We start from the raw sequence: 18,243 nt of genomic DNA, 5'->3' as shown, positions 1-18,243 counted from the left end.
GTGACAGCTGTCGCTAGTGGGGACGAATCGAGCCCGAAAAACTCATCGGTCCGACAGCGGGGCGCCGGTCGTGACAGAGTGGCTGTGGAGGTGCTCGATGAAATACAGCTACCTGGTCGCACTCACCGGAAACGGCGGGCCGGTGCCACCGGAGCTGGGAGTCGTGCGCCGATTGGTGCGGCGAGGTCACCGGGTGACCGTGCTCGCCGAGGAATCCATGGCCGCCGAGGTGACGGCCACCGGGGCCCGGCTGCGGCCGCGCGCGGGCGCCGGATTCGCCCGCGATACCGCCGACGAAATCGATTCGGACCGCCCGGATCTGGTGCTGGCCTCGTATTTCGCCTTCGGGGCCATGGTCGCGGCGCAGGCCTGCGGGGTGCCGTTCTCGGTACTCATGACCGGCGTCTATCCGCTGCAGGTGGAGGGCGCGCCGCCGCCCGGGACCGGATTCGGGCCCGCACACGGACCGGTCGGGAGGCTACGCGACCGGTTGGTGGGCACCCTGGTACAGCGGCAATGGGATCAGGGATTACTCCCGCAATTGAATGCGCTGCGCGAAGGATTCGGGCTGGAACGGCTGGCCCACTACCAGGATCAGGCCCAGCTGGCGCACCGGCAGCTCGTACTGTCCAGTGCGGCCTTCGATTTCGCGGGACAGCGCCCGCACGGCGTCCGGTATGTCGGGCCCATTCTGGATGATCCGCACTGGGCGGGGGAGACCTCCTGGACCGCCACCGACGGCGGCGATCCGCTCGTCCTGGTCTCGCTGTCCACCACGGCCCAGGGGCAGGCCGACTGCCTGCAACGGATCGCGGAGGGCCTGGGCCGGCTGCCGGTGCGCGGCGTCATCACCACCGGACCCGCGGTCGATCCGGCCGCCCTCATCGCGCCCGCGAATGTGACGGTGCTGCAGACCGCCCCGCATCGCGAGATCATGCGGTACGCCAGCCTGGTGGTGACGCACGGCGGACACGGCACCCTGATGAAGGCGCTGGCCGCCGACCTACCCGTGGTCGTGCTCCCGCACGGCCGCGACCATGCCGACAATGCCGCCCGGGTGCGGGCGCACCGGGCCGGAATCGTGCTGCCGCGCATCGCTTCTCCGCAGCGCATCACCCGTGCGGTCCGGCAGGTGCTGCGGTCCCCGGTGTACTACCGCGGTGCCGGTGAGCTCGGCCGCCGCATTCGCGCCGACGCGCTGAGCGATCGGCTGTTGCGGGAACTCGAGCCCTCCGGGCATGCCGCGGGACCCGTGGCCGAACGCCTCTTCTCGGTGCGCGAAATGGAATCCTGAACCGCGAGCGACGGCGTCCTGGACCGCGAACTCCGCGTTGTTCGACCGAAATTCGCGCGCCACTGGCCGGATTTCGCTGGTGTACGGCGTAACCGCCGCTTACCGTGTGGCTCATGGACTTTCTGGCGGTTTTACGACATCAACTCACCGCATTCGGGGAGCTCGTCACACCGGACGTGGAGCTGTCCACACCGGTCACGGGCTGCGGCGACTGGACCCTGTACGACCTCGCCGACCACGTCGGGAACGGCAACCTGTGGGTCGTGACCGCCGTCGCCGAGAACCGTGGCGACCACACCGGTGAACCCGCCCCGAAGGACGCCGCGGAACTCCGCGCCTGGCTGGACGGCACCGCCGACGCCCTGGTGACGAGCCTGTCCGTGGACCCGGAAACCCCGGCCTGGACCTTCTCGAAACTCCTGCCGCGCACCGTCGGTTTCTGGCAGCGCCGCCGCGCGCTGGAGACCCTCGTGCACGTCTGGGACGGGCAGCACGCCCTCGGCACGGCCGACGTCTTCGATCCGGAGCTGGCCGCCGACGGCATCAGCGAGGTCTTCGAGCTGTTCGCCCCGCGCATGATTCAGCGCGGCCTGGCCACCGAACCGCAGGAAGCGCTGCGCATCCGATCCACCGATACCGGGCAGACCTGGACCTACGGGCCCGGTGAACCGGTCGCCGAACTCAGCGGCGCCGCTTCGGATCTGCTGCTCGCGCTCTGGCAGCGCATCCCCGCCACCGATCCGGCTCTCGCCTGGAACGGCAACTGGGCCGCCGGCGAGCGCATCCTCGCCGGGCCGCTGGTGCCGTAAGACCTTCGCGCGCACGGAAAAGCGGCGAGGTGATGGCCGGTATGGAAGCCATCGCCTCGCCGCTTCGACCGCGGGTGCGGGGCGCCGTCAGTCGTTTCCGGGACCTCAGTGGGCCGGTTCGGCGAGCAGTCCGCCCAGGGCCCGCAGGTGATCGGTCGCGCCGCCGAGGGCGAACTCGTTGTGCTTGGCGGCGGTGAAGAACTGGTTGACGATGTGATCGCGGTCGATACCCACGCCACCGTGCACGTGCACGACGGTGTGGGAAACACGGTGACCGGCATCGGCGGCCCAGTACTTGGCGGTGTGGATCTCGGCGGTGGCCGGCAGGCCCTCGGCGAGCCGCCACGCGGCCTGCTGCACGGCGAGGCGCACGCCCTGGACGTCGATGTAGGCGTCGGCGAGGCGCTGGGCCACGGCCTGGAAGCTGCCGATCTTCTTGTTGAACTGCTCGCGCTCGCGGGCGTAATCCGCGACCAGTTCCAGCCCCTTCTCGACCGTGCCGAGCTGCTGCGCGGCCAAACCCAGCCAGGCGTGCTCCAGCAGCCACTGCAGGATTTCCGCGCCCTGCTCGACGGTGCCGACCAATTCGGCCGGGGTGCCGGAGAATTCGACCTCGGCCTCGGGGGAGCGGTCCGTGACGATCTGATCGTCGACGCGCACGGTGGCATCGGACGGATCGACCAGGAAGACCGCGGCCCGGCCGGAAACGGTGGCGGGCACCAGGATCCGAGCGGCCTGGCGGGCATAGGGCACGGTCGTCTTGAGACCGGTGATGCGCCAGCCGCCGTCCTCGTCGGCCGTGGTGACCGGGGTGGTGAGCTCCCAGTTGCGCTCCTCGGCCAGCGCCACGGTCAGGATCTTCGCGCCGGCGGCGGCCTCGGCGGCCAGTTCACGCTGAGCGTCGGAACCGAATTCGGCGAGCGCGCTCGCACCCAGCACGATCGACCACAGGTACGGCACCGCGGCCACCGACTTGCCGAGTTCGCGCAGTACGGCGGTCTGCTCCAGCACGCCGAAATCGCTGCCGCCCACCGACTCCGGCAGGGCCGCGGCCAGCACGCCGGTCTCCGCGAGGGAGTTCCACAGCGGCTCGTCGAAGCGCACGGTGGGCGTGCCCGCGGTATCGGTGTTCTTGTCGAGTTCGCGCAGCCGATCCGCGGTGACGAGCTTGCCGGTCACCTCGGCGGTGAGCCGGGTCAGGTCCTGCTGCGCTTCGGTAAGGCTGAAATCCATGATGGTTACCTAGCTTTCGATCAGCGAGCGGCCGCGGGCTGCTTGAGGGCGGTCATGGCGATGATGTCGCGCTGCACCTCGTTGGTGCCGCCGCCGAAGGTGAGGATCAGGCAGGCGCGGTGCATGCGCTCGAGCCGGCCGCGCAGCTGGGCGCCGACCGAATCCTGACGCAGATAGGCCTGCGGGCCCAGCACTTCCATGAGCGCGCGGTAGGACTCGGTGGCCAGCTCGGTGCCGTAGACCTTGCAGGTGGAGGCGTCCCACGGGCGCGGCGCGGCATCCCCGCCGGCATCGGCGCGGGAGGCGATCTCCCAGTTCAGCAGCTTCAGGTATTCGACCTTGGCGTGCACCTTGGCCAGCGCGATCTGCACCCACTCCTGATCGATGACCCGGGAGCCGTTGCCGGTCTTGGTGTTCCGCGCCCAGTCGGTGGTCTGCGCGACCGCGAGCGCCAGCGGCGCCGACGAGGTCAGCGCGACGCGCTCGTGATTGAGCTGGTTGGTGACCAGCGACCAGCCGCCGTTCTCCGGGCCCACCATGTCGGAGTGCTTGACCCGCACGTCCTGGTAGTAGGTGGCGGAGGTGTCCGGCCCGGCCATGGTGTGCACCGGAGTCCAGGAGAAGCCCTCGGCCGTGGTGGGCACGATGAACATCGAGATGCCCTTGTGCTTCTTGGCGCTCGGGTCGGTGCGGGCGGCCAGCCAGATGTAGTCGGCGTAGGCGATGAGGGAGGTCCACATCTTCTGCCCGTTGATGATCCACTCGTCGCCGTCGCGGACCGCGGCGGTGCGCAGCGAGGCCAGGTCGGTGCCCGCGCCGGGCTCCGAGTAGCCGATGGCGAAGTGCAGCTGACCGGCGGCGATCTTGGGCAGGAAGAACTTCTTCTGCTCCTCGGTGCCGTAGTGCATGATCGTCGGCGCCACCGAGTTGATGGTCAGGAACGGCACCGGGGCGCCGGCCACGGCGGCCTCGTCGGTGAAGATCAGCTGATCCATGGTGGACCGGTCCTGGCCGCCGTACTCCTTGGGCCAGCTGAGGGTGAGCCAGCCGTCGCGGCCCATTTCGGCGACGACCTCGCGGTAGACATTGCCCTGGCCGTACTCACCGGTGGTCGCCGAAAGCGCTGCTCGCCGTTCGGGAGTGATGAGTTTGGCGAAATAGTCACGCAGCTCAGCGCGCAGCTGTTCCTGTTGCGGCGTGTAGGCGATACGCATAGCTGTACCTCTAGCCTTCGTTTTCTCGGTTCAGCCGATCATTGCACAGCTGGTGAAACATGTTCCAGTATGGACCTCGGGTAAGGGTCGGTTTGCTACCCCCGGCCGAACCCGGGCACTAGGCTCGGGCCATCCCTGTGTATAAGGAGTCAGCTATGAAGGTCACCGTCGATTTCGACCAGTGCGAGGCCAACGGAATCTGCGTCGGAATCGCCCCTGATGTCTTCGAACTCGATGACGACGACAACCTGCACGTTCACGAGGCGGAGGTCACCGAGGCGAACCGGGCGGACATCGAGACGGCCGTGGCCCAATGCCCCAAGGCCGCGCTCAAGCTGTCCTGAGCGGATGCTTGCCCGTCGGGTGGAACACGTTCTAGAGTCGGCCCCGTGAGCGATTCTGATGTGAGCCTGGCCGGCAAAGTTGCCGTCGTCACGGGTGCGGGCGCCGGACTGGGCCGGGCCGAAGCCCTCGAACTGGCCCGGGCCGGCGCCTCGGTCATCGTCAACGACCTGGCCGAGAACGACGCGGTCAGCGCGACCCTCGCCGATATCCGCGCCCTCGGCGTCAAGGCCGAATTCGTGGGCGGCAGCATTGCCGAGCGGGCCACCGCCGACGCGCTGATCAGCACCGCGGAGGAAGCCTTCGGCGGACTCGACATCGTGGTCAACAATGCCGGGATCACCCGGGACCGCATGCTGTTCAACATGTCCGACGAGGACTTCGACGCGGTCGTGGCGGTGCACCTGCGCGGCCACTTCCTGCTGACCCGCAACGCGGCCGCCTACTGGCGCGCCAAGTCCAAGGCCGCCGACGCGCCCGTCTACGGGCGCATCGTCAACACCTCGTCCGAGGCCGGCCTGCTGGGACCCGCGGGGCAGGCGAATTACGGTGCCGCCAAAGCGGGTATCACCGCGCTGACCTTGTCGGCCGCACGCGCGCTGTCGAAAATCGGTGTGCGCGCCAATGCCATCGCGCCGCGCGCGCGGACGGCCATGACCGAGAAGGTCTTCGACGCCGCCCCCGAGGCGGGTCCCGACCCGCTCTCCCCGGACCACGTCGCCCGCCTGGTGGCCTATCTGGCCTCTCCCGCCGCGGATTCCATCAACGGCCAGCTGTTCGTCGTCTACGGCCCGATGGTCGCCCTGATGGCGGCTCCGGTGGTGGAACAGCGCTTCGACGCCGAGGGTGAGTGGACCCGCGCGGGCCTCGCCGACACCCTGGGCGGCTACTTCGCCGAACGCGCCTCCGGCGCTTCCTTTTCCGCCTCGTCGCTGTCCGAACTCGGCTGAGGCTTACCTGACTTCCCCCGGTGGGGCCGCGAGTTCGTAGATTTGACACTCCGGCCCCGCAACGGTTGATCACGGGGTCGATCGTTGGTAGGAAGGGGAGCAACTATGTGTGTGGTGCCTCACAGAGCTCCACCAGTCTGACGGTAGCTCTAGGGAGAACATGTTCCCGAAACTTGACACGTGTTCGAAGAGAATGCCTGTTCAATACCGTCGAAACCTTCCCGAATCACGTAAGAACGTGTTCTAATCTTCGGGCGGGACCGAGATCACAATCAGATCTCAGGTGCTATAGCTAGGCAGGGGCAGGAGGAATAGCGGGAATGAATGAAGTCCTTGCCGTACCGCTGCGGGCGGTCGGAGGGTTCTTCGAACTCGCCGGCGCTGTCGCCCGCGCCTTGGTGCGGCCCCCGTTCCAGCGACGGGAATTCATCGATCAATCCTGGTTCATTGCCAGGGTTTCCATCTTCCCGACCCTGATGGTCGCCATTCCGTTCACCGTGCTGGTGAGCTTCACCCTCAACATCCTGCTGCGCGAGATCGGCGCCGCCGACCTCTCCGGCGCCGGTGCGGCTTTCGGCGCCATCACGCAGATCGGCCCCATGGTCACCGTGCTCATCGTGGCCGGTGCGGGCGCCACCGCGGTCTGCGCGGACCTGGGAGCCCGCACGATTCGCGAAGAGATCGACGCCATGAAGGTGCTCGGCATCGACCCCATCCAGCGGCTCGTGGTGCCGCGCGTGCTGGCCTCGATGCTCGTGGCCTTCCTGCTCAACGGACTCGTCTCCACCATCGGCATCCTGGGCGGTTTCCTCTTCTCGGTCTACCTGCAGGGCGTGAACCCCGGCGCCTTCGTCAACGGCATCACCCTGCTGACCCACTTACCCGAGCTCGTCATCTCCGAGGTCAAGGCCACGTTGTTCGGGCTCGTCGCCGGACTCGTGGCCTGTTATCTGGGACTGAACGTCAAGGGAGGGCCGAAGAGCGTCGGCGACGCGGTGAACCAGACCGTCGTCTTCGCCTTCATGGCCCTCTTCGTCATCAACGTGGTTGTCACCGCCGTTGGCATCAAGTTCACGGCGAGGTGATCAGATGGCCTACGTGATCCAATCTCGTTTCCCGCGGGTGACCAAGCGATTCCAGCGTTTCGCCGACAGCCTCGACGGTGTCGGCAGGCAGGCGGTCTTCTACGGGCGGTCGATCGGCTCGGTGCCGAAGGCCCTGGTGCACTACCGCACCGAAACCATCCGGCTCATCGCCGAAATCTCCATGGGCAGCGGTGCTTTGGCCGTCATCGGCGGCACCGTCGTGATCGTCGGGTTCCTGACGCTGGCCGCGGGCGGCACCATCGCCGTCCAGGGCTACAGCTCGCTCGGCAATATCGGCGTCGAGGCCCTCACCGGCTTCTTCGCGGCCTTCATCAACGTTCGCATTGCCGCTCCGGTTATTTCGGGCATCGGCCTGGCGGCGACGCTGGGCGCCGGCACCACGGCACAATTGGGTGCCATGCGTGTCTCGGAAGAGATCGACGCCCTGGAGGTCATGGCGATACCGCCGATACCCTTCCTGGTGGGCACCCGGATGCTGGCGGGCACTATCGCCATCATCCCGCTGTACTCGCTGGCCGTCATCGCCTCGTTCATCGCCAGTCGCTTTGCGACCGTGGTGATCTACGGGCAGTCGGGCGGCGTGTACGACCACTACTTCAGCACCTTCCTGATTCCGAGTGACATCCTGTGGTCATTCGCCCAGGCGATCTTCATGGCACTGGCCGTCATGTTGATCCACACCTACTACGGTTACACCGCTTCGGGAGGCCCGGTCGGCGTGGGCGTCGCGGTGGGTAATGCGGTGCGGGCCTCGCTGATCGCGGTCGTCATGGTGACGCTGCTGATGTCGCTGGCCATCTATGGCACATCCGGCAATTTCCATCTCTCCGGGTAGGGCGGAACATGGTGCAAGAGCAGAAGCCCAAGCAGTATCTCGAGCAGGGCTGGGTCGTCCGGCTGGCCGGAGCCGGGCTCGTCCTCGGTATCGTCGCCGTGATCGTCATCTGCCTGGTGAGTTTCGCGGGCGGATTCGAAAGCAACGTAAAGGTATTCGTGGATTCCCCGCGTGCCGGTCTGGTCATGGACAAGGACGCCAAGGTGAAAATCCGCGGCGTCGAAATCGGGCATGTCACCGGGATTACCGATACCCCCGGCGGGGCGCGCATCGAGTTGGCGGTCGATCCGGACAAATTGAAGATGGTGCCCGCCAATGCCGGCGTCGATATCAACTCGACCACGGTATTCGGCGCGAAGTACATCAATTTCCTGGAACCGCAGCAGCCGTCCGGATCATTGCAGCCGGGTTCGACCGTCGAAGCGAGTTCGGTGACAGTCGAATTCAATACGCTCTTCCAGCACCTCACCGACGTGCTCGGCAAGGTGCAGCCGGAGAAGCTCAACGCGACCCTCACCGCCCTGGGCACCGCCCTGCAGGGCCGCGGCGACAAGCTCGGCCAGCTGCTCGCCAACAGCGACCAGTACCTGAAGGACATCAACCCGAGCCTGCCCGACCTGCAGCGCGATCTGCAGACCTCGGTCGGCGTCACCAACCTGTACGCCGACACGGCCCCGGACCTGTTGCACACCACCGACAATGTCGTGGTCACCGGCAACACCATCGTCGATGAGAAGGACAACTTCAACAAGGTGTTGCTGAACCTCATCGGGCTGGCCAATGACACCGGCGGCGTGCTCAACGACAACACGCCGGCGCTGGTCACCGCGCTGGATGTACTGCGCCCGACCGCCGAACTCCTCAACGAGTACAACCCGGCGCTGTACTGTCTGGTCGTCGGATCGGCCGACGCGCTGCCGCTCGGCAACCGCATCTTCGGCGGCGACGGACCGTGGGTGACCCTGAACGCCAGCTTCATGCCCGGCGGTACGCCCTACTCCTACCCGAAGGATCTACCGAAGGTGAACGCCACCGGCGGCCCTCACTGCGAGGGCATCCTCGACCGGGTGCCGAACAGCCACGCCAAATACGTCGTCACCGATACCTCGGAGGGCGAGGTGTGGACACCTCCGATGGACACGCATCTCAACGGGCCCAAGGTGTTCCAGCTGCTGTTCTCCGGCATGCCGGGGGTGCCGAACCCGTGATGAAGTTCAAACCGCACGGGAGCACCGTCAAGCTGTCGATCTTCGCGCTGGTCATGGTGCTCATCCTGGCCGGACTCGGCGTGATCTTCAGTCAGATGCGCTTCGCCAGCTCGACCGGCTATCACGCGATCTTCACCAGTTCGTCGGGGATGCTGCCCGGGTCCAAGGTGCGCATCGCCGGCGTGCCGGTCGGCTCGGTCAAGCGGGTCTACGTGGGCAAGGACCACCTGGCCCACGTAGATTTCGACATCGACCACCAGTACCGCCTCTACGACAGCACCCACGCGGCCATCCGCTACGAGAACCTCGTCGGCGACCGCTACCTGGATCTCCTGCAGGGTGCGGGAACCGCGCAGCCGCTGGGCAAGGGCGCGACCATCAATACCGAGAAGACCAAGCCCGCTCTCGATCTGGACATGCTGCTCGGCGGCTTCAAACCCCTGCTGCGCGGTCTGAATCCGCAGCAGGTCAACGATCTGACCGGGGCGCTGCTGCAGATCTTCCAGGGCCAGGGCGGCACCCTGGTCTCGATGCTGAACAGCGGCGGCGACTTCACCAAGACGCTCGCCGACCGGGACGCCTTGATCGGCAGCGTGATCGACAATCTGAAGACGGTGCTCGGCACCATCGATCAGAAGGATCAGGACTTCGGGACCACGCTCAACGAATTGCAGCGCCTGGTCAGCGGATTGGCGCAGGACAAGGATCCGATCGGCGACGCCCTGCCCCGATTGGCCGGAGCCACCGGTGATCTCACCTCACTGCTGCAAGAGGTACGCCCCGACCTGCGGTCGGACTTCAACCAGCTGGGTCAGCTGTCGGCGAACCTGGACGGTCAGCAGGACGAGGTGCAGTACGTCCTGAACCTGCTTCCCGACACCTACAAGAAGCTGATCCGGATCGGTTCGTACGGTTCGTTCCTGAACATGTACGTCTGCGGCACCACCTTCTACTTCGACGGGCCCGACGGTAAGAACACGACGCTCGTTACGCCGGGTGGTCAGTCCACCGGAAGGTGTGCGAAATGAACCAACGCTCCTCACTGCTCAATGCCGGGGTCATCGGCATCGTGCTGGCGGTGACGATCTGCCTGTCCGCCCTGCAGTTCGACCGCTTGCCGTTCATCCGCTCCGGCGCCGAGCTCAACGCCTACTTCGCAGACGCCGGCGGGCTGCTGCCCGGTGACCCGGTGCAGGTCGTCGGCGTGCGGTCGGGCCGGGTCGAGCAGGTGAAACTGGACGGCGCGAAGGTCAAGGTGCGGTTCTCGCTGGACGAGTCGATCGTGCTGGGCAACAAGTCCTCCGCGGCCATCAAGACCAACACCCTGCTGGGCCGCAAGTCCCTCGAGGTGACCCCGGCCGGTATCGGCGAGCTCCGCGGGGACGATGTGATCCCCTTGGACCGCACCACCTCCCCCTACTCGCTGACCGACGCTCTCGGCGATCTGACCACCGACGTGAAGGGCATGGACACCGACCAGGTCAACAAGACCCTGGACGCGCTGTCGGACGCCTTCTCCGACACGCCCGGACCGTTGCGGTCGGCGCTCGACGGCGTCACCCAGCTCTCGCGCAGCCTGAACAAGCGCGACCAAGCCCTCACCGACCTGCTCAAGCACGCGCAGGACGTCACCAAGGTGCTGGGTGACCGTGCGGGACAGATCAATTCGCTGCTGCTCGACGGCAACAGCCTGCTCGGCGAGCTCGACGCCCGCCGGGCCGCGCTGAGCCAGCTGATCGTCTACGTCAACGGACTCGCCCAGCAGCTCACCGGCTTCGTCAAAGACAACGAAGACCAGCTGAAACCGACTCTGGACAAACTGAATTCGGTGCTCGCGCTGCTGCAGAAGAACAAGGACAACATCGGCAAGGCGCTCGTCGAACTCGGGCCGTTCGAGGCCGCGCTCGGTGAGCAGGTCGGCAGCGGCCCGTACTTCCAGGCGTATCTGGCCAACGGCACCAGTACGGGTCTGCAGATGCTGGTCGACGCCATGGTCTGGCCGCAGCACCTGCCCGATTCGTTCAAGCAATTCATCAGCCCGCTGGCAGTCGGGTCCGCCGACAATCAGGAGCCGCCGCGATGAACGCGATTCGCAAAGTGCCGCGGTCGGCACGCATCGCCGCCGCCGTCGTGGTGGTGGCTCTGGTCGGCTGGCTGGTCTACGGTCTGGTCGCCGACATCGGCAAGAAGCACATCACCGCCTACTTCCCCTCGACCACCGGCCTGTACGTCGGCGACGACGTGCGGGTGCTGGGCGTGAAGGTCGGCCGGATCGACTCCATCGTGCCGGGCAAGGATCAGTCGACGGTGAAGCTCACCGTCGACCGCGACGTCGACGTGCCCGCCGACGCCAAAGCGGTGATCATCTCGCCGTCGCTGGTGTCCGCCCGTTTCATTCAGCTCGCGCCCGCCTACACCGGCGGGCCGAAGATGGCCGACAAGGCCTCGATTCCGGTGCAGCGCACCGCGATTCCGGTGGAATGGGACGATATCAAGGCGGAACTGACCAAGCTGTCCAAGGCGCTCGGCCCGGTGGGCGACGACAAACAGGGTTCTTTCGGACGGGCCATCAACACCGCCGAGACGAACCTCGGCAACGGCAACGCCCAGTCCTTCCGCGACACCCTGAAAGAGCTGTCCAGCACGCTGAATACGCTCTCCGATGGCCGGACCGACCTGTTCGGCACCATCCGGAACCTGCAGCAGTTCGTCGACGTGCTGTCCAAGTCCAATGATCAGATCGTGCAGTTCGAGGGCCGGCTGGCCTCGGTCTCGTCCGTGCTCTCCGGGGTGTCCGGCGATCTCGGCGCGGGACTCGACAATCTCGACGGCGCGGTCGCCGACGTGAAACGGTTCCTCGACGAACGCGGCGGCGCACTCACCGAGAGCGTGCAGCGGCTCGCCGACGCCACCCAGGTGCTCGCCGACAAGAAGCCGGAACTCGAGCGGATCATGCACTCCGCGCCGATCGCGCTGACGAACTTCTATCAGCTCTACAAACCGGCGCAGGGTACGCTCACCGGTGACCTCGCGGTGCCCAACTTCGGCAACCCGTTCGCGTTCCTCTGCGGTGCGGTGGAAGCGGTGCAGTCCAACGACTCGCAGCACAGCGCCGATCTGTGCAAACAGTACGTGGCTCCCATCGTCCAGTCGCTGATGATGAACTACCCGCCGTTGCTGGCGAATCCGGCAACGCTGCAGAACGCCTTCCCCAACCAGCTCACCTACAGCCCGCCGTCCTTGGCCGGCCAGGTGCCCGCGAACGCGCCCGACCCCGCCGAGTCCACGACGCCGCGGAGTCTGACCGATCTCATGCTCCCCGGAGGTGGACGATGATGAGCCGCCGGCGGATTCGCGTGGCCGGCCTGGCTGTCGGCCTGGTCGCCCTGCTCGGAGTGAGCGGATGCGAATGGGACGGACTGAACACCGTGTCCATGCCCGGTGCGGTCGGCACCGGGGCCGGGTCCTGGCAGGTGAACATTCAGATGCCGAATGTCACCACGCTGACCCGCAATTCACCGGTCATGGTCAACGATGTGACCGTCGGAACCGTCACCGGTATCAAGGTCGAGGACTGGCACGCGCTGGTCACCGTCAGCCTGGAGAAGGGACTCGACCTGCCCGCCAACGCCATCGCGCGGATCGGGCAGACCAGCCTCCTCGGCAGTAATCACGTGGAGCTCGCCGCACCGAAAGACCAACCGGCGCAGGGCAAACTGAAGAACGGCGACGTGATCACCCTGGATCGGGCCGGCGACTTCCCGACCACCGAGCAGACCCTGTCCTCGCTGTCGGTGGTGCTCAATGGCGGTGGCATGTCCCAGGTGGAGACCATCACCCATGAACTGAACGCCACCTTCAACGGCCGCACCGACGCCATCCGGGATCTGCTGCCGCAGTTGAATCAGCTGGCGGGCACGCTCGATCAACAGACCAACGACATCATCAACGCCATGAGCGGGCTCGATCGCTTCGCCGGAGTGCTGGCGAAGCAGAAGGACCAGCTCACCAATGCCATCACCAATATCCACCCGGCGCTGACGGTGCTCGCGGACCGCCGCGAGAACATCACCAAAGCCATTACCTCCCTGGGCGGTCTGAGCGATGTCGTGCAGAAGATCATCGACCAGGGCGGCGACAATCTGAAGGCCGACCTGTCCAACCTGGAGCCCGCATTGCAGTCGCTGGCCTCCACCGGCGACAAGCTGGCCACGTCGCTGGAATGGCTGCTGTCCTTCCCGTTCCCCATCAGGAACATCGACAAGGTCATCAAGGGCGACTACATGAACCTGTACATGTCTGTCGACATGACCGGCGCCCGGCTGGACTCGAACTTCCTGACCGGTACGCCGCTGGGCGGATCGCTGGGCGGCGCCCAGGCCACCCTCGGTGAGGGCGTACCGCCCACCGCCATGGGCAAGGGCGACCCGATGACCGATCCGCTCAATCAGAAGGCGCCCGCGCCGGCCACGACGCCTCCGCAGCCGAGCATTCCGGGGCTGCCGCCGATTCCGGGGCTGCCCGCCATTCCGGGCCTCACCGTGCCCGGTGACCAGCAGGGGGGCGGCAAGTGAAACTCACCAAGTTCGTCAAGGCTCAGCTGGCCATCTTCACGGTGCTGACCATCGTCGGCCTCTCCGTCATGGCGGGTAGCTATATCCACCTGCCCGCCATGTTCGGCATCGGAAGATACGGCGTCACAGTCCAATTGACTGCGACGGGCGGCCTCTACCCGACCGCCAACGTCGCCTACCGCGGCACCAATGTCGGCAAGGTGGAGGACGTCAAGCTCACCCCGCAGGGGGTGGACGCCAAGCTGTCCATCAACAGCGACTTCAAGATCCCCTCCGACGTCGAGGCCTACGTGAAGAGCGTCTCGGCCATCGGTGAGCAGTACGTGGATCTGGTGCCCGCCGACTCGCCCAAAGGCGGGAACCTGCACGACGGTTCGGTGATCCCGGTAGATCGCACCAAACTGCCGCAGGACGTCGGCACCATGCTCGACCAGGCCGACCGGCTGCTGTCCAGCGTCGCCGACACCAAACTGGCCGAGGTCATCAACGACGCGTTCACCGCCTTCAACGGCGCCGGACCGGACCTGCAGCGCTTCATCGACTCCGCCTCCCTGCTGGTGCAGGAGGCGAAGGACAACACCGACCAGACCAAGGACCTGCTGAACAAGCTGGGCCCGCTGCTGGACACCCAGAACCAGTCCGCGGACTCCATCCGCAGCTGGACCGAGGACCTCACCACGCTGACCGATCAACTGCGCCAGCACGATCCGTCCCTGCGGCAGCTGCTGCAGCGCACGCCGTCCGCGGTGGACAAGGTCAACCAGACCTTTCAGGACCTGAAGCCGACCCTGCCGATCCTGCTCGCCAATATGGTCAGCGTCGGACAGGTCGGGGTCACCTACCACGCCGGCGTCGAACAGGTCCTCGTCACCTACCCGCCGCTGCTCGCGGCGCTGCTGACCGCCATTCGCGGCCCAATCGAGCGCGGCGCCATGGTCGACTTCATGCTCGGCCTCAACGACCCCCCGGGCTGCACCACCGGCTTCCTGCCGCTCGACCAGCGGCGCTCGCCGGCCGATCTCAGCCAGATCGACACGCCCGACAATATGTATTGCAAGGTGGCGCAGAACGCGCCGGAGGCCGTGCGCGGCATCCGCAACACCCCGTGCATGGAAGTGCCTGGCAAGCGGGCACCCACTCCGGAACTGTGCCGCGATCCGAACGGCTATGTGCCCGAGGGCGATAACCCGCCCATCGGCCCCCCGCACCCGGTGGACAACTCCGGTGCGCCGACCGACAACCCGACGACCGATCACCCGGCCGCCTATATCGGGCACGTCGATCCGGAAAGTGGCACTTTCCTCGGACCTGATGGCCGCACCTATCGGCGAGGCGATGTCGGCCCGGATGGCTCCAGTAAGGTGCCATCAAGTTGGCAGCAGATGCTCGAGGAGCAACAGCGATGAGCGAAACCACGGCACCTGGCGGACGCGCCCGACGGCGCGCCCTCCGACAGGCAGGCCCGCCTGCCTCCGACGATCAGACCGCTGTCGAGTTGCGGATAACCGAACCCGCGGTCGCCCCGGCGACCACGGGGGAGGAGAAACAGCCGACGCCGGTCGAGGACGCGAAGCCCGCGGCCGCGAAATCCGATACGCCGGCGACCGGATCCGAGTCGCCCGCCGAGGACGCCGGCGAGGCCGAATCCGCGGAGGACGCCGCGGAACCGAAGTCGAAGTCCCGCAGGGTATTCGACAGCCTCGGCCCGATCGGGGTGGCCGCCGCCGTGGTCGCTCTGATCTCGACGCTGCTGCTGATCGGCTCGGGCGGCGTGTTCTTCTACCACCAGAATCACGCCGACGCCCTGGAGTCGAGGCGGACGGAATACGTCCAGGTCGCCCGGCAGGCGGTGATCAATCTGATGACCGTCAAGGGCGATACCGCCGACCAGGACATCGACCGCATCCTCGCGGTCTCGTCCGGATCGCTCAAGGACGAATACGCCCAGAACCGCGACGTCTACAAGAAGGTCTTCGAGCAGGTGAAGGTGCAGTCCACCGGAACCGTGCTGGATACCGCCATCGAGAGCGATGACGCCGACTCCGCGAAGGTGCTGGTGCTGGCACAGCAGACCGTGTCCAACGCGAGTTCCAAGGACCCTCAGCAGAAGGACTACCGCTTCCGGGTCACCGTGACCCGTGACAGCAAGGGCGTGACCGCCTCGAATCTGGAGTTCGTGCCATGAGCATCAACAAGCGTTCCATCCTGATCGCGGCCGCCGGGGTCCTGTTCGTCGTCGCGACCGTCTGCGCGACCCTGACGGGCTACCGCTTCTGGAGCGACCGCGAGGCCGAGCAGGCCCGCAGCCAATCCATGGACGCCGCGCGAACCACCGTCCAGTCGCTGTTCTCCTACGACTACGACAGCGCCGACAAGGAACTGCCGAAGGCCGCCGACAACCTCTCCGGCGACTTCCGCGACACCTACCTGAAACTCATTCGGTCCTCGGTGATCCCGGCGGCCAAGGACAAGAAGATCATCGTCCAGGCCACCGCCCAAGCGGCCGGCGTGATCAGCGCGACCAGCGACCACGCCACCGTCCTCGTCTACGCCAACCAGGTAACAACCAGCGCCGACGTCCCCAAGGGCACCATCACCAGCTCCCGCGTCGAGGTCGCGATGGTCAAACAGGACGGCCGCTGGCTCACCACCTCGATCAAACCGGTCTGACCCGCCCTCCCCGGACAACGGGTGGAGCGCGGTGAACGAGAAACAGCCTTGGACCGCAAGCGACATGCCGGACCTGCACGGCCGGACCGCGGTCGTCCGCGGGGCTCGGCTTGGAGACGGCACGGCGGCTGGCTGAGCGGGGGGCCTCGGTGGTGCTCGCGTGCCGCAATCTCGAAAAAGGCGCTGCGGCTCTGGCACTCGTGCGGGAGCAGGCTCCCGGGGCCGAATTGGGCACTGTGCGGCTCGATCTGGCGGTACAGGAATCCGTGCGGGCTGCTGCCGCTGAATTGCATGATCGGGTCGAGCGGATCGATCTACTCCTGGCTTCGCAGGAGGGGCGGGTCGTCACTGTGAGTAGTGGGACGGCGGGTATCGGAGTACCACCCTCGATATCGATGATCTGGGCTATCTGCGGCGGGCTTACAAACCTATGCGGGTGTACGGGCAGTCGAAGTTGGCGAAGCGGGGGGTAGGCGCGAAAACGCCGGGACGGCAAGCTGTCCCGGCGAAGTCGTGTGGGTGTCGGTCAGCGGTGCATCTCGGGGTCGACGTCGTCGTCGGTGAGGAGGGCGCTGCCGGCTACCCGGTCGGTGGCCAGGGCGTCCAGGAAGGCGCGGGCCCAGCGGTCCACGTCGTGGGTGAGGACCTGGCGGCGGAGGGAGCGCATGCGGCGGCGGCGGGTGTCCCGGTCGTCGTCGATGGCGCCGATGAGAGCGTCCTTGACCGAATCCAGGTCGTGCGGGTTGCAGAGGTACGCCTGGCGCAACTCGGCTGCCGCGCCGGTGAATTCGCTCAGCACCAGTGCGCCGTTGAGGCTGCCCTGGCAGGCCACGTACTCCTTGGCCACCAGGTTCATGCCGTCCCGCAGCGGGGTCACCACCATGACGTCGGCGGCGACGAAGAAGGCGATCAGTTCATCGCGGGGAATGGGGCGGTGCAGGTAGTGCACCACCGGATACCCGACCCGGGCGTACTCGCCGTTGATCCGGCCCACCTGACGCTCGATATCGCCGCGCATCTGGATGTAGGACTCGACGCGTTCGCGACTGGGTGTCGCGAGCTGCACCACGACCGTCTCCTCCGGATTCAACCGGCCCTCGTGCAACAGTTCCTCGAGTGCGGCCAGGCGGATGTCGATGCCCTTGGTGTAATCGAGGCGGTCGACGCCCAGCAGGATGTTCTTCGGATTGCCCAGTTCGGCACGGATCTTCGCGGCTCGTTCCCGAACCGAGCGCCGCCGCGAATACTCGTCCATCTCCGTCGAGGTGATGGAGATCGGGAACGCGCCCACCCGGACGGTGCGGAAACCCACCTGCACCACACCGAGTTTCGAGCGCACGCCCACATTGCCGCGGGAAGTCGGCTGCCCGGCAAGCCTTCTCGCCAGGTACAGGAAGTTCTGTGCGCCACCGGGCAGGTGGAAGCCGATCAGGTCGGCGCCCAGCAGACCCTCGACGATCTCGGTCCGCCAAGGCATCTGCATGAACAGTTCCACCGGCGGGAACGGAATGTGCAGGAAGAACCCGATGGTCAGATCGGGACGGAGCATGCGCAGCATCTTCGGCACCAGCTGCAGTTGGTAGTCCTGCACCCAGACCGTCGCGCCCTCCGCCGCCACCTTCGCGGTGTATTCGGCGAAACGACGATTCACCTGCACGTACGCCTGCCACCACTGCCGGTCGTAGACCGGCCGCACGATCACATCGTGATACAGCGGCCACAGCGTGGCATTCGAGAAACCCTCGTAGTAATCGGCCACTTCATCGGCCGACAGGGGCACCGGATGCAGTTCCAGACCGTCCTCGACGATCGGATCCAGATCCACATCCGGCACGCCGGCCCAGCCGACCCACGCGCCCTTGTTATTGCGCAGCACCGGCTCCAGCGCGGTCACCAGACCGCCGGGACTGCGCTTCCAGCGAGTGCTGCCATCGGGCAGCTTTTCCAGGTCGACCGGGAGCCGGTTCGCGACGACAACGAATCCGGAGCCGGAATTGTCCGGGGTCAC

The 18,243-nt window shown here is 66.5% G+C and carries 17 protein-coding genes and 1 pseudogene; 15 read left to right on the top strand and 3 right to left on the bottom strand.

What is annotated here, in order from left to right:
* Positions 1 to 97 precede the first annotated feature (97 nt).
* Together ACH438_RS14510 and ACH438_RS14505 are read left to right on the top strand one after the other, a co-directional pair.
* Positions 98 to 1,294, top strand: coding sequence for a glycosyltransferase (locus ACH438_RS14510; RefSeq protein WP_397005124.1), 1,197 nt, complete (start codon positions 98 to 100; stop codon positions 1,292 to 1,294).
* 113 nt (positions 1,295 to 1,407) lie between these two features.
* A complete protein-coding gene (locus ACH438_RS14505; protein ID WP_397005122.1) occupies positions 1,408 to 2,103 on the top strand; it encodes a maleylpyruvate isomerase family mycothiol-dependent enzyme in 696 nt (231 codons plus the stop codon).
* A gap of 105 nt (positions 2,104 to 2,208) precedes the next feature.
* Here the strand turns inward: ACH438_RS14505 and ACH438_RS14500 are convergent, their stop codons facing one another.
* The gene (locus ACH438_RS14500; RefSeq protein WP_397005120.1) at positions 2,209 to 3,336 is read right to left on the bottom strand and encodes an acyl-CoA dehydrogenase family protein; all 1,128 of its coding nucleotides are present in this window, start codon (positions 3,334 to 3,336) and stop codon (positions 2,209 to 2,211) included.
* Between the two features lie 20 nt (positions 3,337 to 3,356).
* Positions 3,357 to 4,550: an acyl-CoA dehydrogenase family protein gene (locus ACH438_RS14495; RefSeq protein WP_397005118.1), complete on the bottom strand. Its 1,194-nt coding sequence runs from the start codon at positions 4,548 to 4,550 to the stop codon at positions 3,357 to 3,359.
* Positions 4,551 to 4,687: 137 nt separating this feature from the next.
* On the opposite strand from ACH438_RS14495, the gene ACH438_RS14490 reads away from it, so the two are divergent.
* The 13 genes and pseudogenes from ACH438_RS14490 to ACH438_RS14430 all read left to right on the top strand — a co-directional run.
* Entirely contained in the window at positions 4,688 to 4,894 is a 207-nt protein-coding gene (locus ACH438_RS14490) for a ferredoxin (RefSeq protein WP_397005116.1), read from the top strand.
* Between the two features lie 45 nt (positions 4,895 to 4,939).
* The gene (locus tag ACH438_RS14485) at positions 4,940 to 5,842 is read left to right on the top strand and encodes a 3-oxoacyl-ACP reductase (protein WP_397005114.1); all 903 of its coding nucleotides are present in this window, start codon (positions 4,940 to 4,942) and stop codon (positions 5,840 to 5,842) included.
* 320 nt (positions 5,843 to 6,162) lie between these two features.
* Positions 6,163 to 6,927: an MlaE family ABC transporter permease gene (locus tag ACH438_RS14480; RefSeq protein WP_397005112.1), complete on the top strand. Its 765-nt coding sequence runs from the start codon at positions 6,163 to 6,165 to the stop codon at positions 6,925 to 6,927.
* 4 nt (positions 6,928 to 6,931) lie between these two features.
* Positions 6,932 to 7,783 (top strand): MlaE family ABC transporter permease, encoded by an 852-nt coding sequence (locus tag ACH438_RS14475; protein WP_397005110.1) that lies wholly within the window; start codon positions 6,932 to 6,934, stop codon positions 7,781 to 7,783.
* 8 nt (positions 7,784 to 7,791) lie between these two features.
* Positions 7,792 to 8,991 (top strand): MCE family protein, encoded by a 1,200-nt coding sequence (locus tag ACH438_RS14470; protein WP_397005108.1) that lies wholly within the window; start codon positions 7,792 to 7,794, stop codon positions 8,989 to 8,991.
* Positions 8,991 to 10,019, top strand: a complete 1,029-nt coding sequence (locus ACH438_RS14465) for an MCE family protein (protein WP_397005106.1) — start codon at positions 8,991 to 8,993, stop codon at positions 10,017 to 10,019. Before ACH438_RS14470 ends, ACH438_RS14465 begins: the two co-directional genes overlap by 1 nt.
* The gene (locus tag ACH438_RS14460; protein WP_397005104.1) at positions 10,016 to 11,074 is read left to right on the top strand and encodes an MCE family protein; all 1,059 of its coding nucleotides are present in this window, start codon (positions 10,016 to 10,018) and stop codon (positions 11,072 to 11,074) included. Before ACH438_RS14465 ends, ACH438_RS14460 begins: the two co-directional genes overlap by 4 nt.
* Positions 11,071 to 12,327, top strand: a complete 1,257-nt coding sequence (locus ACH438_RS14455) for an MCE family protein (protein ID WP_397005102.1) — start codon at positions 11,071 to 11,073, stop codon at positions 12,325 to 12,327. Before ACH438_RS14460 ends, ACH438_RS14455 begins: the two co-directional genes overlap by 4 nt.
* Positions 12,324 to 13,565: an MCE family protein gene (locus ACH438_RS14450; RefSeq protein ID WP_397005100.1), complete on the top strand. Its 1,242-nt coding sequence runs from the start codon at positions 12,324 to 12,326 to the stop codon at positions 13,563 to 13,565. Before ACH438_RS14455 ends, ACH438_RS14450 begins: the two co-directional genes overlap by 4 nt.
* Complete coding sequence (locus tag ACH438_RS14445; RefSeq protein WP_397005098.1) at positions 13,562 to 14,971, top strand: MCE family protein; 1,410 nt, start codon at positions 13,562 to 13,564, stop codon at positions 14,969 to 14,971. Before ACH438_RS14450 ends, ACH438_RS14445 begins: the two co-directional genes overlap by 4 nt.
* Entirely contained in the window at positions 14,968 to 15,750 is a 783-nt protein-coding gene (locus tag ACH438_RS14440; protein WP_397005096.1) for a hypothetical protein, read from the top strand. Before ACH438_RS14445 ends, ACH438_RS14440 begins: the two co-directional genes overlap by 4 nt.
* Complete coding sequence (locus tag ACH438_RS14435; protein ID WP_397005094.1) at positions 15,747 to 16,235, top strand: h domain protein; 489 nt, start codon at positions 15,747 to 15,749, stop codon at positions 16,233 to 16,235. The genes ACH438_RS14440 and ACH438_RS14435 overlap by 4 nt, the downstream gene beginning before the upstream one ends.
* Before the next feature lie 107 nt (positions 16,236 to 16,342).
* A pseudogene (locus ACH438_RS14430) lies at positions 16,343 to 16,708 on the top strand (SDR family NAD(P)-dependent oxidoreductase); the annotation flags it as partial.
* 53 nt (positions 16,709 to 16,761) lie between these two features.
* Here ACH438_RS14430 and ACH438_RS14425 read toward each other — a convergent pair.
* Positions 16,762 to 18,243 carry a trehalose-6-phosphate synthase gene (locus ACH438_RS14425; protein WP_397005092.1) on the bottom strand — a complete coding sequence of 494 codons (1,482 nt, stop codon included), beginning with the start codon at positions 18,241 to 18,243 and terminating at the stop codon, positions 16,762 to 16,764.

This window comes from Nocardia sp. NPDC020380, assembly GCF_044386975.1.
In the GTDB taxonomy this organism is placed as follows: Bacteria; Actinomycetota; Actinomycetes; order Mycobacteriales; family Mycobacteriaceae; genus Nocardia.
This window is presented reverse-complemented; position numbering and strand designations above follow the sequence as displayed.